The sequence below is a fragment of the Prevotella sp. oral taxon 306 str. F0472 genome (assembly GCF_000257925.1).
Classification (GTDB): Bacteria; Bacteroidota; Bacteroidia; order Bacteroidales; family Bacteroidaceae; genus Prevotella; species Prevotella vespertina.
Map to the genome: position 1 here is coordinate 56,209 of NZ_AJIN01000009.1, position 15,955 is coordinate 72,163.

At 43.7% G+C, this 15,955-nt stretch carries 13 protein-coding genes; 5 read left to right on the forward strand and 8 right to left on the reverse strand.

Translation table 11 applies throughout. From position 1 onward, the window contains the following. Positions 1–10: 10 nt before the first annotated feature. Both HMPREF9969_RS00470 and HMPREF9969_RS00475 read right to left on the reverse strand, forming a co-directional pair. The gene (locus tag HMPREF9969_RS00470) at positions 11–220 is read right to left on the reverse strand and encodes a helix-turn-helix transcriptional regulator (protein ID WP_004381194.1); all 210 of its coding nucleotides are present in this window, start codon (positions 218–220) and stop codon (positions 11–13) included. Positions 221–336: 116 nt separating this feature from the next. Further along, entirely contained in the window at positions 337–1,560 is a 1,224-nt protein-coding gene (locus tag HMPREF9969_RS00475) for a site-specific integrase (RefSeq protein WP_009433911.1), read from the reverse strand. Between the two features lie 361 nt (positions 1,561–1,921). Here HMPREF9969_RS00475 and HMPREF9969_RS00480 point away from each other — a divergent pair, with 361 nt between their 5' ends. From HMPREF9969_RS00480 to HMPREF9969_RS00490, 3 genes are all read left to right on the forward strand, one after another. Then, positions 1,922–2,716, forward strand: a complete 795-nt coding sequence (locus tag HMPREF9969_RS00480; RefSeq protein ID WP_009433907.1) for a hypothetical protein — start codon at positions 1,922–1,924, stop codon at positions 2,714–2,716. A 310-nt stretch (positions 2,717–3,026) separates the two neighbouring features. Then, the gene (locus HMPREF9969_RS00485; RefSeq protein WP_036894450.1) at positions 3,027–4,115 is read left to right on the forward strand and encodes an ankyrin repeat domain-containing protein; all 1,089 of its coding nucleotides are present in this window, start codon (positions 3,027–3,029) and stop codon (positions 4,113–4,115) included. Between the two features lie 120 nt (positions 4,116–4,235). Further along, positions 4,236–5,093, forward strand: a complete 858-nt coding sequence (locus HMPREF9969_RS00490; RefSeq protein WP_004384535.1) for an enoyl-ACP reductase — start codon at positions 4,236–4,238, stop codon at positions 5,091–5,093. Positions 5,094–5,268: 175 nt separating this feature from the next. On the opposite strand, the gene HMPREF9969_RS00495 is transcribed toward HMPREF9969_RS00490, so the two are convergent. The 3 genes from HMPREF9969_RS00495 to argS all read right to left on the reverse strand — a co-directional run bounded on the left by HMPREF9969_RS00495 (position 5,269) and on the right by argS (position 8,186). Beyond that, entirely contained in the window at positions 5,269–5,739 is a 471-nt protein-coding gene (locus HMPREF9969_RS00495) for an RNase H family protein (RefSeq protein WP_198005069.1), read from the reverse strand. A gap of 21 nt (positions 5,740–5,760) precedes the next feature. Then, positions 5,761–6,246 (reverse strand): DUF2059 domain-containing protein, encoded by a 486-nt coding sequence (locus HMPREF9969_RS00500; RefSeq protein ID WP_009433972.1) that lies wholly within the window; start codon positions 6,244–6,246, stop codon positions 5,761–5,763. A 119-nt stretch (positions 6,247–6,365) separates the two neighbouring features. Continuing rightward, positions 6,366–8,186 carry an arginine--tRNA ligase gene (argS, locus tag HMPREF9969_RS00505; RefSeq protein ID WP_009433929.1) on the reverse strand — a complete coding sequence of 607 codons (1,821 nt, stop codon included), beginning with the start codon at positions 8,184–8,186 and terminating at the stop codon, positions 6,366–6,368. A 226-nt stretch (positions 8,187–8,412) separates the two neighbouring features. On the opposite strand from argS, the gene HMPREF9969_RS00510 reads away from it, so the two are divergent. Beyond that, the gene (locus tag HMPREF9969_RS00510; protein ID WP_009433973.1) at positions 8,413–8,880 is read left to right on the forward strand and encodes a hypothetical protein; all 468 of its coding nucleotides are present in this window, start codon (positions 8,413–8,415) and stop codon (positions 8,878–8,880) included. Positions 8,881–8,948: 68 nt separating this feature from the next. Here HMPREF9969_RS00510 and HMPREF9969_RS00515 read toward each other — a convergent pair whose 3' ends face one another. From HMPREF9969_RS00515 to dgt, 3 genes are all read right to left on the reverse strand, one after another. Then, complete coding sequence (locus tag HMPREF9969_RS00515; protein ID WP_009434016.1) at positions 8,949–12,350, reverse strand: DEAD/DEAH box helicase; 3,402 nt, start codon at positions 12,348–12,350, stop codon at positions 8,949–8,951. Positions 12,351–12,863: 513 nt separating this feature from the next. After that, the gene (locus tag HMPREF9969_RS00520) at positions 12,864–13,859 is read right to left on the reverse strand and encodes a YqiA/YcfP family alpha/beta fold hydrolase (RefSeq protein ID WP_009433928.1); all 996 of its coding nucleotides are present in this window, start codon (positions 13,857–13,859) and stop codon (positions 12,864–12,866) included. A gap of 78 nt (positions 13,860–13,937) precedes the next feature. Next, positions 13,938–15,275, reverse strand: coding sequence for a dGTP triphosphohydrolase (gene dgt / locus HMPREF9969_RS00525; RefSeq protein ID WP_009433983.1), 1,338 nt, complete (start codon positions 15,273–15,275; stop codon positions 13,938–13,940). A 227-nt stretch (positions 15,276–15,502) separates the two neighbouring features. On the opposite strand from dgt, the gene dut reads away from it, so the two are divergent. Further along, the gene (gene dut, locus HMPREF9969_RS00530) at positions 15,503–15,940 is read left to right on the forward strand and encodes a dUTP diphosphatase (protein ID WP_009434020.1); all 438 of its coding nucleotides are present in this window, start codon (positions 15,503–15,505) and stop codon (positions 15,938–15,940) included. Positions 15,941–15,955 lie beyond the last annotated feature (15 nt).

Below are 15,955 nucleotides of genomic sequence, written 5' to 3' on the forward strand. Positions count from 1 at the left end.
TATATGAGGATTAAATATCCTCTGTCCACAACAAATCATCAACTCTCACTCCCAATATCTTTGCCAACTGAATGAACATTTCAACATTGGGTTGGGCAACATTCGTTACCCACTTTGATATAACAGCAGGGTCTTTATCCAAGATTTCTGCCAGTTGTTTATTGGTCATTCCTTTTTCTGCGAGAACCACCTTTAAACGGTTTATTTTCTTGCGTTCCATACTTATGTAACTTGATTACGCCATAAAATTACTCATTATTTTTCAGAATGTATCTCTTTTGAGTAAAAAGATGGTTGTTACTAATCAAAAAAATGTTCTTTAATTCATTTTTCTTGTTATAACTTCAATTCTGGCAAACTATTAATAGCCTCCGACTTTAACTTATCCACAGCACGAGTATATTTCTCGGTATGCTTCAATCCGCTATGCCCTAAAAGACTTGCAACGGTCTTGATATTGGCACCATTATTCAAGATATTCACGGCAAAACTATGGCGGGCACAATGCCAGCTGATGTGTTTATTGATACCTGCACGCTTTACCCATCGCTTTACGGATTTGCAACAACTCTCGTATGTGGGTAAATTGAAAATGGAAGTATCTAAGTCTTCGGGAGCTTCTCCTATCAATGAAAGCAAACCATCGTTCAAAGGGATAACCACACCACTATTGGCAGAATGTCCTTTGGTTTTATTCTGCTCAAACTTCAATAGGCGATTGGTGTAATCAATGTTCTTATAGGTTAGATCTTTCACATCGCAGAAGCGCAAACCACAATATAGGCATAGAATAAAGGCTCGTCTGACATTGGGATTCTCGTTGTCGTAATGACATTGAATTAAAGATTGGATTTCGTCCATAGACAGCACATCCTTGCGCAAAATCTGCTCATCGACCTTGCACACCACAGCCTTACATGGATCTTTCAACATCACTTCATGGTCGATAGCATAACGCACCACTTTCTTGAAACGCTGGTAGATGCTCTTTGCACCTTCACCAACACTTCGCGATTGCAGATATTCCACAAACCGTTCCATCATTTCTTTGGTTATCAGATCGGGCTTGATACTATACTCATAGAGAGGGTAGTGCTCTTTCAGAAAGTCTTTAAAACGATTCAAGGCTATCTTTATCATTCGCAGGTCTTTCTTGGTATAGCTATCAATGTAAGCCTGATAGTAGTCTAAGAAGTTAATACTCCTATCTTTTTTCAAACGATAGCCAAGCATACTTTCCTTAAACTGTTGTTCACGCTCGGCACGAATTTTAGCAGCCAATTCAAGTGTTTCTTTATTTTGCTGTCGCTCGGCAGGGGTACGGGGCTTGGCTATCAAATACAACTGCAAATTCTCTTTTCGCCTGTTGTGTTTGATGTGAACTTTGGGCTTGCCCATCATCTTACCTGTTTCATACAAAACAGGATTACCATTATCGTCTAAAACAGGCGTTTCTTCTCTACCGAGATAATACTCCAAATAGAGACTAATCCGACCATCAACAAGCACATTTTGCTCCAATTTCGGGTTTTCCTTTGCTTTATTCTCTAACTTTGCCATAATTGATAGTTATGTACCTAAATGTGTATCAGACCGAGTAAATCATTAACTCGTTTATTTTCAGATGCTTTCTTATTTTGCAAAGATACTAAAAAGTTTCGAATATCAAAGTGTACTAAAAGTGTACTATCTAACCAAAAACAGGCAAAAATGGGCTAATTTGGCAAAAATAAGAAAAATGCAAATTGCTGATTATCAGCATTATATATTCTTTTCATTTCTCTTGTTTTCACTACCTTGTACCGGGTATGGGTACAGAAGATAGCTTGATAGTCTCTTGATTATCAAGCTTTTTTTATATACCTTTATGTCCATTAGGTGTGTGTTAACCATGGTTTCCTTCAGTTCAAAGGGTTAAGAGATGGTGAAAGAGATATTTTTAAGAGTGGTTAAGTTGGTAGGAATGCTTATTGTAATGGTGTTCTTGCTGTGGAAAGTGATGGCATGGCTGGGTGTAGAAGACTGGGGAGAATTGATACAGATGGTGTTGATAGCTCTTATTATATTGTTCTCGTCGTTGACAAATGCCGAGCGGGAGTTTGCAAAGATTGTGCGAGCATTGGATAAGGAGGTGACAGATAAGAAGCTAGTCTACCATAGTTTCTTGCGGAATCGGGTACGTTATGTTTGCTCATTAGATGATCCTATGAATACTTGGCAATTTAGTCCAGTGATGGTTTGGAGTGTTTGTTTGTCATTGCCTGAAGCCACGGCAAGGAATTTGTGTGCGACTATCATTGAGCGATTAGAGGATTATCTTCACCATGAGTTGGGGTCTAGAGACTCTAAGCTGACTTTCAATCCACATGCAAAGTATTTTTATTTACACATTAGTTTGATAATGTCCACTGGTAATGCAAGGTCTTATCTTCCTAAGGTGCAGGCTTTCATGGAACACATGATAGATGAATATGAACTATCGAAAGTCAGGCAATTTATCCATGGAGAGAGTAATGGTGTAAACTATTACTTGCGTTATGAGGCGGGGAATGTCACCGATTCGTTCTGTATAGATAAGGGTGTCGTTTGTGATTTGGAAGACTATGATTTCCTCTTATTGCTCTCTGATAATGAAGAAGATAACAAGCAACAAGAAGCAACAGAAGTGCTGATTAGCGAGCAAGAATATGAAGAAAAGAAGCTAACTGGCATATAGTTCCTCGATACCTTTTGATTACCTAATTAATAAGGTATGTGCATGTCTTCAGCAAGAGAGCCTTAGTTCTTGTGAAGAGGAGGCTTTGCTCATAGGGAAGAAAGCCTTTCGTGGAGGTAAAGAGAGGCTTAGTTCTTATTCAATCGTTTTGAGGTTTGCAATCACACTATCATTTTCTTTGTCATTCTAAATGCTCTTTCCTCACAATATTGGCTATATTTTAAGATTGACAGCAACCTTTTCCCAACGTTTATAGTATAGATATACAGCAGAAAATAGTATCTTTGTCGCAGATAATTTATATCGTTTTATGGAAAAAAGTATCGTTGACAAAAACCTTCCTCTATGGCTAAGAGTCCTATCTTGGGTATTTCTTTCGCCCGTTCTGTTGGCTCCGTTAGTATTTTATGGGTCTATCTTCTTATTTGACAATCCGCCAAGTGAATTGGAGGCTCTCGGTATCTTCTTCCTCATTAATTCCTATTCTTTGTGGCTTATAGGCGTTGTTAAGTTGAGTGGTGCTCTGTATCGACGTTATCATAAAGCGTATATCTCAATTCTTCCTCACGCCTTTCTCATATTGATTATCAGCTTATTAATAACCTGGATAAGTCTTCGTCCTGTTGATCCCTCTACATTGGATGAGTATGATTATAGGATATTCCGCAATACACCTGTTGCCGAACTTGCCACTGCGGTGCAGGCTAATGATACGATGGAGATCAATCGTATCTTATCCACTCAACCAACACTTGTGAATTATCAGGACACTATTTATGGTCAAAGTCTGTTGATGTTTGCTTGCATGGATGGTCATTTAGCTACTGTAAGAACCTTGTTGCGCCATGGTGCCAACCCTAACCTCTATGAATGGGGTGAAGGAAAAACCGCGTTGATAAGCCTTTGTAATAAGGAGAGTCCCAGTGAAGAGCAACTCAAGATAGCAGAGGAATTACTGCGCCATGGGGCTATGGTGAAGCCAATGCGTGTTCGGTTGAAAGAGTGTCAACGGATACTTTCTTCCAATGCAGGCGACACGATCAGTGTAGAACCATTGAGTGAGGCTGCTTCATGGAGCACACTTCCTATGGTAAAGCTATTGTTGAATTATGGTGCAGATGTAAATTATCAAGGTCAATACACGATAGATGACATTGCTTACAACAACCCTCCAGCTGTTGCTCTAGCGATGATAAGCGAGCATTATCCCATCGTTGTCTGTCTTTTGGAACATGGTGCTAACCCGCATTTAACGTTCTATCAAAATAAAGAAACACTGCTATCTCTGGTCGAGAAGAAGCTGAAAGAAGCCGATCTTCCTCCTTACGATAGAGCCCAGATAGAGCAGATTAAGCGCATGATTACAGCATACGACCGAGAACATAAACACCATTATTAATGTTATGTAACCACTTGATTTGTCTTATCTAGATAGTACGAATGACGTTATTTATCTATAAACTCTTGGCAAATCGACCTTTTCTTCTTACCTTTACACCAAATTTGAACAACGAAGAATATGAGTTACAACTTATTAAAAGGTAAAAGAGGTATTATTTTTGGAGCCCTCAATGACAAGTCAATTGCATGGAAAGTAGCTGAAAGAGCAGTAGAAGAAGGTGCAACAATAACCCTTTCTAACACTCCTGTCGCTGTGAGAATGGGTACGGTGAGTGCCCTTTCTGAGAAGTTAAATTGCGAGGTTATTCCTGCAGATGCTACTAATGTAGAAGACTTGGAGAACGTGTTTAAGCGTTCAATGGAGATACTTGGCGGTAAGATTGACTTCGTACTCCATTCAATCGGTATGTCTCCTAACGTTCGTAAGCACCGCACTTATGATGATTTGGATTATAAGTTGCTTGATACAACACTTGACATTTCAGCTGTATCATTCCATAAGATGATTCAAAGTGCTAAGAAGCTCGAGGCGATCAGCGAGTATGGTTCAATCGTTGCATTGAGTTATGTAGCTGCTCAGCGCACGTTCTATGGTTACAATGACATGGCTGATGCAAAGGCTTTACTTGAGAGTATAGCTCGTAGCTTTGGCTATATTTATGGTCGTGAGCACCATGTTCGTATCAATACCATATCGCAGTCACCAACCATGACAACCGCTGGTTCTGGTGTAAAGGGTATGGATAAACTCTTCGACTTTGCCGATCGCATGTCTCCATTGGGCAATGCTAGTGCGGATGAATGTGCCGACTATTGTATCGTAATGTTCTCTGACCTCACTCGTAAGGTGACGATGCAGAACCTCTATCACGATGGTGGCTTCTCTAATGTTGGTATGAGTCTTCGTGCCATGGCAACCTATGAGAAGGGTCTTGATGAGTATAAGGACGAGAACGGCAACATTATCTACGGATAAATAGAAAACCATAAGATAAGGTTACTTATCACCTTATAATATAGTAAAAGCTCCAGCAAGTTTCGACTTACTGGAGCTTTTGTTGTAACTGATGAGATTGTATTCCCTAATGCAGTCACATATTATCTACAACATTGTTGTTAGATATTCCCTTCTCTTGCTGAGACTGATGTTATTATTTCTTCCTACCGAAGTCCGCAGGTATCTCGCCCCATTGCTTTGTTTCCCATTTGATAATAGGAGTGATGACATTGTGCGTCATGAGCCATTGTTCTGCCCGTGCAATGATTTGATACAGCTGTTCTGTTGCGGAATTACGGGTTAATGTCGTCTTACACTTCTTCTTCTTAACCCACAGAATGGCGTTATACGAATCACTATAGATGACCTTGTCCTTGATTCCCTGCTTCTCCATCAAGGCTAAAGCATGTACAATAGCGAGGAACTCACCAATGTTATTCGTACCTTGTACTGGTCCGAAATGGAAGATTTGAGCTCCTGTTTGCAGGTCAACACATTGATATTCCATAGGACCGGGGTTGCCAGAGCAGGCTGCATCGACAGCCCAAGCTGAAGCCCGAACACCCATTGGTAGTGGAAGTACAGTGTCATTGCGATACGAAGGAGGGTTGTGTAAAGTGTTCATCTGCTTATAAACAATTCAATATCACTTCTCTGAAGACTCCTTTTCATCTAAGTTTAGATCCTTGAGAACCTCTTTGATAATATTTTTACTTGCTTCTTGACCTGCTTCGAATAGGTCTTTTGTAAGTAGAGGTGTCGTTGCTGCCACCTTTTTCCCTAATGGAGTTTCAAAGAAGTCAGCGAACGCTTTCAGCTCTTCTAACGTATAATACTTTTTGTAAACAGGCACATATAGCTCATTTATATTATCGAAGAAAATGGTTCTGAACTTCTCTTCTATTTGTTTCATAATCTCATCTGGGACGTAATAACACATCTTCTTTAGGCTTTCCATTAGTAGTGGATAGCTTGTTTCAAGTGCTTTCCGACCGCCAGATACCATTACGAGCCTTTCTACAGCTGCCCGATATTCCTTGTCTGATACTGTTAATGAGTCGTTATTCTGTGCAGAGCTATATGTTGGAATCAGTAACAAGCAGAATAACAAGGGAGCGAAAAAATATCTCATATCGTGTATGAATAAAACATTAAAGGGTTTCTAAAGGTAGTGGGAACACTCAGTCCTAACCATTGTTACCTTTTATTATAGTATATGTCCAGACTTTGTGTTCCTCTGTTGTGGGGCTTCTACATCCTCTCTGGTACCTCTATGCCGAGCAATGCCATACCATTCTTAATCACCTTAGCTACGTTCTTAGCCAGTACGAGGCGGGTGATCTTCTCTGCTTCGGTATCTGCATTAAGGATGCTATAGTCGTGATAGAACTGATTGAACTCCTTGGTCAGTTCGTAGCAATAGTTAGCAATACCACTTGGACTATAGTCTATACCAGCCTGTGCAACAGCTGCACCGAAGTCGTTGAGCTTCTGAATGAGCGCAATCTCTTTCTCGTTCAATGGTGCGTCATCGGCGAGTGATGCTGGAAGAGCAATGCTCTGTGCCTCTGCTTTACGAAGAATACTACGGATACGAGCGTAGGTGTATTGGATGAATGGACCTGTATTACCATTGAAGTCGATTGACTCTTCTGGATTGAAGAGCATATTCTTGCGAGCATCCACCTTTAATATAAAGTACTTCAGCGCACCCATACCAACGATACGTGCTATCTCATTCTTCTCATCCTCGGTAATTCCTTCGAGTTTATTTACCTTATCCTCGCTGAGTGTCTTGGCGTTCTCTATCATTGACGCTACCAAGTCGTCGGCATCGACAACGGTACCCTCACGACTCTTCATCTTACCATTTGGCAATTCAACCATACCATACGAGAAGTGTACCAAGTCTTTACCCCACTTGAAGCCCAGACGATCCAAGAGGATTGAAAGCACCTGGAAGTGATAGTTCTGTTCGTTACCAACGACATAAATCATCTTATCAATAGGGAAGTCGTTGAAGCGCATCTCCGCCGTACCAATATCTTGTGTCATGTAAACAGAGGTGCCATCCTTACGCAAAAGGAGCTTCTGGTCTAAGCCTTCATCCGTGAGATCAGCCCATACAGAGTTGTCTTCTTTACGAATGAAGAGCCCTTTGGCGAGTCCTTCCTCCACCTTCTTCTTACCAACGAGATAGGTATTTGACTCATAATAGATCTTATCGAATCCAACGCCCAAAGCCTTGTAAGTCTCATCGAATCCAGCGTAAACCCAACTGTTCATCTTCTCCCATAAGGCACGAACCTCTGGGTCGTTATGCTCCCACTTAACGAGCATCTCGTGTGCTTCCTTTATCAATGGAGCCTCTTGTTCGGCTTTTGCTTTCGCATCATCGGGTGTCATACCCTCCTTCTCATACTGCTCTTGCAGTTGTTTGCACTCCTCTTTGAAGTGCTTATCAAATAGTACATAGAAGTCACCAATCAAGTGATCACCTTTCTTGCCAGCCTTTTCAGGGGTGATACCATTGCCCCACTTCAGCCAAGCAAGCATAGACTTACAAATGTGGATACCACGGTCATTGACGATATTCGTCTTTACTACCTTATTGCCATTGGCTTCCATGATTTGTGCCAACGACCATCCGAGGAGGTTGTTACGCACATGTCCAAGGTGGAGAGGCTTGTTCGTGTTAGGTGAAGAGTACTCAATCATAACAAGCGGACTGTTCTCTGTCACTGACTTCTCACCGAACTTCTCATTCGCATTAATGTCGTTCAACAAACCCACCCATGCCGCTTGAGCAATAACGAGGTTAAGAAAACCCTTCACAACGTTGAAGTCGGCGATAGCCTTACAATTCGTCTTCAAGTACTCACCTATTTCCTGTGCCGTATCTTCGGGCTTCTTGTGTGAAGTCTTCAGTAGTGGGAAAGTGACAAGCGTAAGGTTTCCTTCAAAGTCACTACGTGTCTTCTGTAGTTGAATCATCTTCTCTGGTACCTCAACACCATATAACTCCTTGACAGCTGCTCGTGCCGCAGCGGTAATTTGTGCTTCTATCTTCATCTTTGTTTGTCGTTTTATTCTGTTTGCAAAGTTACGGAAAATCAGTCGAATAATCGTTCTTTAGACCATAATTCGTGGTAGTATTTCGCAAATCTCAAGCCCGAATCCAATGTAAAGGTGAGTATATCCTCACGGGCTATGACGTTTTATCATTGGGATTCCGTTACTTTCTCAATATATTATTGTACATTTGTAGGCGATAATAAACTCCTAAATAATTACCATTATGTCTAAAAACTTACAGAAATGGGCTTATGCCCTCTTAGCGAGTGTGTTTACTCTTACAATGTGTTTCAGCTTTGCTTCTTGCAGTAGTGACGATGATGACGACAACAAAATCAGTCCAGTACTTTACAGCGAATTTAATGGTGAAGCCTCTATCAATTGTCCGCTTAATCTAACGGGAGAGTTTGTTGGATTCTCCATACCATTGAGTCAGCTGGGAAAGCAGGTTGATTTGACCCAATCAGGAGACTGGACAGTAGGTGGATCTGTCGTAAAAGGACTCTATACCTACGATGATCACTTCTTCCAGAAAGGCAGTTTTGTCTATCTTCGTCGCATTGATGAGCACCACGTCGAGATGCGTTTTAATTTCGTATGGAAGAACGGATCGAAGAGTGGAGAGTACAAGGGCAAGGTGACAACACGCAAGGATGTGCTGGATTTAGCTAATCGTAACGGGAATATATAATGCCGTAATGGTGGTATATCATTCGTCTCTCTCAGTAAAGTTTCACTAAGATGAGTCCTTATCTCATCTTAGTGAAACCTTACATAACCGTCTTTTTCTTTTATGTAATCAATCAGTTCGGCAAAGAGTTGGTTCTGTCTTAGCGTAGACTCATTGCCTGTTAAGATGAGTTGTTTGCGTGCCCTTGTGATAGCAACATTCAACTTTCTGTCTATTGGTTGCCCCTCTTCATAGAACGTGTTAGCCGTTAGGAAATCGAGTTGATAACGACTCTGAATCGTGAATGAATAGAGAATTACATCACGCTGACTACCTTGATAGCGTTCCACTGTGTCTATGCTAATATCCTCCAGAGCAGGAATCTCCAGCCGCTCTATCTCTTTTCTAATCATAGCAATCTGATTCCTGTATGGAACGATGACGCCAACCGACTTCTGTGGGTCGAAGTCCTTGCTCATTTGTCGGTACAATCTACGCAATAGGTCAGCGATGATTCGTGCCTCGTCAGTGTTTACCTTTTCTGAAATGTTCAGTTGCTTGCAAGGCATAGAAGGAATGAAAATCATGCGATGTGCCTTTAGCGCATTGTCTAAAGCATCTTCGCTCTCCTCGTTATAAGATAGTTCCGTTTCCAACTGATGGGCTAACGGCACACATTCCAGCTGTTCCTTTGCATAGAACTTACGATTAGCAAAGTCGGCAATATCGGGGTGCATACGTCCTTGCTTGTGTAGCGTCCCTATGAAATCGGTTCTTCCAGCTGCTCTTTCAGTGAGGATGAGGCGTTCAAATAAGGAGTTGGCACACGATGAAAGATGGATGTTCTCAAGTACAGACGATGTATTCTCCACATCAGCCTCCCCCTGTTGTTGCACCACCGCAGGTAATTGTTTATGGTCGCCTACTAATATAAACCGATCTATCGCACGCCTCTCCTCCTGTCGGGCAGTCAGTATTCCCACGATATTCGGCTCTAGTATTTGGCTCGCTTCATCAATGATGACGAGGTCAAAGTGCTTGATGTTAAAGAGAGCCGAACGACTATTCATGGTCGAGGTAGTGGCTACAATGATTTGCGCCTCTGATAGGGTGGACTTAATACTATTGAGGGTTGTATTCTCATCAAGCACCTCTTGCAAGAGATGGTCACTATACTTCGGATCGCAACTGTACTCGTTACCAATGCGGATGTAATCTATTTCGTGCTCAGAAAGCATATTGCATATCTCGTCAACAGCACGATTCGTGTAAGCAAGGAGGAGGATAGAGCTTTGACCATTGACCATTGGGCTTTGATCATTGGGCTTGGTGCTTTGAACTTTGGGCTTTTCAGCCAGTTGCTCACGCACAAGATATTGCAGAGCCTGCGAAGTCTTACCCGTTCCAGGAGGACCAATCAAGAGGAAGTAGTCCTGTGCCTGCTTTGCCTTCAAGATGATTTCATCGTAATCGGGGTGGTAACTACGCGACAAAACAAGGGATTTGTCAGCACGTGGCGCACGCTGTCCAAGGAGTAATTGCCGCCGTTCCACATCAGAGGTGATGAAGGTATAGAGGCTACGAATAGCCGATGTTCCCCCAATATCGCTCCCTGCATGCTCTAAGGCAAAGCACTCTCCAGTTATAAGATTCGGGTTCTGTTGCCCGTCATTGAGGTGCACTACGATAGACGAAGTATGTATCTCTTGTAAAGAGCCTTTGAAAAGAATACTCTTACGCACGTCCGGTTCCTCATTCTTCTTATACGCATAGAGATAAACCATGTCCCCCCTGCGGAAGTTCGGGAGGAAGTCTATGCCCTGTTGCGGTACGTTGAGCGTAATAGTATCATATCCGTTGAACGAGCTACTACAGCTCTTATCCGTTATCGTAAGTCCCGTGTAGATATTTCCCGTATCCTTCTTCTCCGCCAGAGGCATATTCCAAAGGTCGGCATTACTATTCCCCACGCCCTCTTGTGCGCTCACCTTCGATACCAGTTGCTCCTTAATAATGAAAGTCATCATACGTGTGAAGTAAGCACGCTCCAGTTCGCTTAGCTGATGAAGGGGTGCGAGCACCTCCGTAAGTTGTGGTAAGAGGTATCGTTGATAGAACACATCATTCTGCTTCTCAACATTCAGCACCTGCGGAGTCAGTAGTGGCAATAAACGATGAAAGCCATTCTCCGCCATCCAATACTCCGTTGCCACGGCTTGATTACGGAACTTTATCGCCTCACGAATGAGCTTTTGTAGCGGTTCAACCTCAAGTAGTCCGTTCGGGAGAGGGTATTTCGAATACATTAATTCTATGTGTGCATCCTTTGGATTCAGCTGGAAGTTGTATTGCAATATACCATAGTAAAGCAAGAGCTGCACGTAATGCTTCTCCACATGGAGCGAGCCATGCGGGTTCTTATACTGCCTTTCAATAAAGATATTCTTACCAGATTTCTGCTCAACTAACAGCTTTAAGTCGGTTGTCATGAGGTCTATTCGTCCCTGCAAACCTAATCGTTCGCACACGAAAGACGGCTCTAAGATGGCTTTCTCACGCTCGAACGACTGGAATAACTCGTTGACTATCTCCTGAATATTCGCTACCTGTTGTTCAGCGGCTTGCTTAAACTCCACTGCATTGAAGTCGGGACAGGTGGCAAAGTCCAACGCCTTCTCTCGAAAGTTCGAACGGAAAGTGTCCTTGATGGTATAGTCTGTGGGATGATTGATGATATCGTCGAGTGCAGAACCCGCAAAGTTACCCAGTACGATATGCTTGTTATTAGGTCGCTCGCCCATCCGCTTTACCGTAAAGAGCAGTGGGTGGTGCCCATAACTCTCAAAGCAATTAGCGATGGAGGATATGTCTACGAGATAATCAGGCTCTACGACTATCAGACGTGGAACCACCTTCTTGCGTGTGACAGTGCAATCAAGTAAGTTGAGTTGCATTCCCTCACGCAGAAGAGAGCGCAGATAACTAAAGTCCACATACTCGGCTGTGTTCATATAGTCCACCGTCAATAACTCCTCACTGCTGTCTTGATTGATTACGGCAACCAGTATCGTCTGCTCATCCCATTCCCTAACAATGCAACGGATGTATCGGTAGTTCGCAATCTGTATGTTCTCCGTGATGCGCCCGTGCGTTGGCAGCTTGCCCACAAGCGTATCGGGGATGGCTTCCTGGAATACGGCAGAGACGAAGAGGGCGAGTGCTCGACAATCATAAGCGATGTCGTCGGGCAGAATAGGGGCTGCGGAATTGCTGTGCCGACGCATTTTGTGAATCGCCACAACGTCCTTCGGCGCAATATGATGCAGTCTGCAAAGAGCCTCCACCTGCGATGAGAGGTTGCCAAAACCATGTTTCGTCTCTTTCAAGCCCTCGTAACACGCTATGACAAGCGTCTCGTGCATGATGCGTGCTTGGGCTTCTGACGGAGCCGTGAGAATATCAGCAATACGTGTGAAGAGTTCGTGTGCCATCGTTGATAAGCCTTTCTTGTTTCTCTGATTGTTATGTTTTATGTTCTTGCAGAATACGAATAACGTTGTTACGCAATACGTTTCTCCCTCCTACACAATACGTGTTGAATTGTTATTCCCTGCGTCTGCCAATCGTTTCTAAGGCGTGTTCCGTCTTTTAGTGACGTGAGTTGCGCTATTTTCACCATGGTGAAACGAGTGTCTCATCACGATGAAACTTGTGTCTCATCATGATGAAACGAATGTCTCATCATGATGAAACAACAATAAGGCACGTTAGAAACGAATGGGATACACATGAGAAACGAATGAGATACACATGAGAAACGAATGTCATGCACGTTAGTTATGAATGGGATATGCGTTAGTTACGGAGGTTATGCCCGTTAGAAACGAATAGCAAACCCGTTAGGAACGTTTTTTTAATACGTTAGAATCGGATAGCAAACCCGTTAGGAATGGTTTTAAAATGCGTTAGGTACGAAGCGGAAATGCGTTAGTAATGCGCCTAAATCACTGTCCGCCCAATCGTTCAAAGTAAGTGATAACGTCTTCCCACGTCTTAAATTCGTCACTGCCAAAGCGGAGTGCCGTACCGAGGAAGTCGTCATGGGCGGTGCTACTAATAAGGTAATCGCCGTATAGGAGCTGCGGCTGGTTGGTGAAAATAGCATGATTCCATGCCGGCGCACTGAAGGTTTCCTCTATCCAAGCCTGTTGTTCGCTGATAGCAGAGGGCTGATTGGTGGGTGCAGGACAAACGAAATAGACGTTGTAATTGTCGAGTAATAGTTCATAAGCCTTGTGTAAGCTCGACTTCGGTTTGCCGTATGCGTCCGCAAGCGTATCCTTGTCAATGAGAACCGTGCGCCGTTCGCGCCCCTCCTGTCGGTCGTCAATCCACCGGATAACAGGCATGAGATAATGGAAGATAGCCTTCTCAATGAGCCGATGTTCGCCGTGGAAGTAGATAGCCTGTGGGTAATGCTGGCTGAAGAGATCGAATGTGTGTACGATAGGGTCAGCGTCGCCGAATAGTCCGAAGACACGTTCTTGCTCCTTGGCGTCAACCTGCTTGAAGCAATTCTCCGTCATATCCTTGTACTCCTTGACGAGTGCTTTGGTCACGATGACCTCTTGTATTCCGTCTTGACGTACGTTCTGGAATACTTGCTTGCCCATCATATTACTCTCAGTGATGGTTGCGCCCATCTGAAAAGCAGGGTTCACGCAAATGCGGTCGGTGCCATATAGCATCTCGGTGTACATTCCGCCCATGGAAGTACCTATGATTAAGTCGGGTTGCTCGGCTTTAACAAGATTCCTAAGGAGCGTCATTGCCTCTTCAGGATGTATGGGTAAGTCGGGTGCAATGACGGTTGCTTGGGGCATATAGTCCCTTAGTATTTGTGCTGTGTGGGTGGAACCGGCTGACATGAAGCCGTGTACATAGATGATTTTCTTCCCTACCATGAGGTCGGGGAAGGTCTTTTTATATTGATTTTCCATTGTTCTTTATTAGGAGTTAGGGGCGTGATTCTTAGGAGTGTCATCCCTCTTTGCCTTGTGGAAAGGCGGGGGAGAGGGCTAAACGATGGGTAGACTGATACCATTTATCTTCTGGTAGATGTCTAAGGCATAGATGTCTGTCATGCCACTGATGTAGTCTAAGACTGCCATAATGCGTGTTTCAAGGTCCGAGCTTTGGATGTCATACTGGCTGGAGAAGCTCCGGATGAGTTGTTGACTGTGGAAGTGGTTAGGCTCCACAGCCGCTCCAATGAGTGCCTCCATCAGTGTTTCCATTATCTTATAGCCTGATAACTCTACGTCAAGGACGGTTTTACTGCGATAGATACGGTCTACTGACACCTGTGAGCAGTGCTTGTAAGCCTGTCGGGGAAGCTCTGATATGTGTTCGATGAGCGAGCCTTTGAAGGTGCCTGATAGTATCTCCGCCTCGTGTTCAACAAATGCTTTGACACATTCAGCCTCTAATAAACCAACGGCACGTGCCCGGAAGTAAACCACTTGCTCGTTCCTATCGGTCACACCTTCCTCCTTGATGTTCTTACGAATCGCCGCCCTCGTGTCTTCGTCGAAGAAGCCTAATAGCAAGTCGGTGGTCTCCTCAAAGGATAAGAGCTTGAGCTTGTGTGAATCCTCGATGTCCATAATCTCGTAACAGATATCATCCGCAGCCTCCATGAGGTAGACTAACGGGTGGCGCACGTACTTGATACCCTCTGCAGAGCATTCCTTCTGTATGATACCGAGTTCCTCCGCTATCTTCTTGTAAGTGTCTTGTTCGGTTTGGAAGAAGCCGAACTTCCCATGTTTGCCTGCGTAAGACGAGCTGAAAGGATACTTCACAATACTTGCCAAGGTGGTGTATGTCATTACAAAGCCGCCCTCCCTTCGCCCGAGGAAACGATGCGTCAATAGGCGGAAAGCATTGGCATTACCCTCAAAGTGGGTGATGTCATCCCAGAAACGAGGGCTTACATACTCCTGCAACGCCTTGCCTTTGCCCTCAGTGAAGAACGACTGGATGGCTTTCTCACCACTATGTCCGAACGGCGGATTACCCATGTCATGCGCATAACAAGCCGTCTGGACAATCGTTCCAATCTCTTCAAAGAGCGTACCACGCAACTCTGGATGTAGTTCCGTTAGTCTATGTGCTACGTCGTCACCAAGTGATTTACCTAAGGATGCCACCTCAAGCGAGTGAGTGAGACGATTGTGCACAAAGACACTACCTGGGAGTGGGAACACTTGGGTCTTGTTTTGCAGTCGACGGAAGGGTGCGGAATAAATCAGGCGGTCGCTATCACGCTTAAATTCAGAGCGGTCGTCGTGCCTTAACGCATGTCTTCTTTCTTGTCCAAGACGCTTGTTGGAGATGAGTTGTAGCCAGTTCATGAGACTTGTTTGTGGTTGGTTTGAAGCTAATGACATGTTCCTAAGGGTGTTGAATATTGAATGTTTGCAATAGAGCGATAGATGTTCTACAAGGCATCTATCCGCTTGTTATGCCCCGAAAAGGCATTCGCAAAAGTAATTAAAATTGGCTAAAAACCATCTTTTTACGTACTAAAAATGTATGAATGTGGCATTAATTGCTTAATTTTGTACCTTATTATATAGCGATGATAAAGATTAAAGTAATCAATAAAGGGCATCAGCAGCTCCCTGCTTATGCTACTTCTCAGAGTGCGGGGATGGATCTCCGTGCTAATATTGAAGCCCCAATAGTGTTGCACCCAATGGAGCGCAGGCTCATTCCAACAGGCTTGCATATCGCTTTGCCAGTTGGTTATGAAGCGCAGGTACGCCCTCGCAGTGGTCTAGCCTTGAAGCATGGACTGACTGTTCTGAACACTCCTGGCACCATAGATGCTGATTATCGTGGTGAGATAATGGTCTTGTTAGTGAACTTCTCAACTGAAGACTTCACCATTAACGATGGTGAGCGGATTGCCCAAATGGTAATTGCTCGTCACGAGCAGGGGGAGTTCGTGGAAGTGGAAGAGCTTGACGAGACAGAGAGAGGAGAAGGCGGCTATGGTCATACGGGGGTAAAGTAAGGTAAAAGAAAGGAT

Coding starts and splice junctions, on each gene's coding strand:
- HMPREF9969_RS00510 (WP_009433973.1), top strand. CDS start 8,413: ATGTCTAAAAACTTACAGAAATGGGCTTATGCCCTCTTAGCGAGTGTG.
- HMPREF9969_RS00515 (WP_009434016.1), bottom strand. CDS start 12,350: ATGGCACACGAACTCTTCACACGTATTGCTGATATTCTCACGGCTCCG.
- HMPREF9969_RS00485 (WP_036894450.1), top strand. CDS start 3,027: ATGGAAAAAAGTATCGTTGACAAAAACCTTCCTCTATGGCTAAGAGTC.
- HMPREF9969_RS00520 (WP_009433928.1), bottom strand. CDS start 13,859: ATGGAAAATCAATATAAAAAGACCTTCCCCGACCTCATGGTAGGGAAG.
- HMPREF9969_RS00470 (WP_004381194.1), bottom strand. CDS start 220: ATGGAACGCAAGAAAATAAACCGTTTAAAGGTGGTTCTCGCAGAAAAA.
- argS (WP_009433929.1), bottom strand. CDS start 8,186: ATGAAGATAGAAGCACAAATTACCGCTGCGGCACGAGCAGCTGTCAAG.
- dut (WP_009434020.1), top strand. CDS start 15,503: ATGATAAAGATTAAAGTAATCAATAAAGGGCATCAGCAGCTCCCTGCT.
- dgt (WP_009433983.1), bottom strand. CDS start 15,275: ATGAACTGGCTACAACTCATCTCCAACAAGCGTCTTGGACAAGAAAGA.
- HMPREF9969_RS00495 (WP_198005069.1), bottom strand. CDS start 5,739: ATGAACACTTTACACAACCCTCCTTCGTATCGCAATGACACTGTACTT.
- HMPREF9969_RS00480 (WP_009433907.1), top strand. CDS start 1,922: ATGGTGAAAGAGATATTTTTAAGAGTGGTTAAGTTGGTAGGAATGCTT.
- HMPREF9969_RS00475 (WP_009433911.1), bottom strand. CDS start 1,560: ATGGCAAAGTTAGAGAATAAAGCAAAGGAAAACCCGAAATTGGAGCAA.
- HMPREF9969_RS00490 (WP_004384535.1), top strand. CDS start 4,236: ATGAGTTACAACTTATTAAAAGGTAAAAGAGGTATTATTTTTGGAGCC.
- HMPREF9969_RS00500 (WP_009433972.1), bottom strand. CDS start 6,246: ATGAGATATTTTTTCGCTCCCTTGTTATTCTGCTTGTTACTGATTCCA.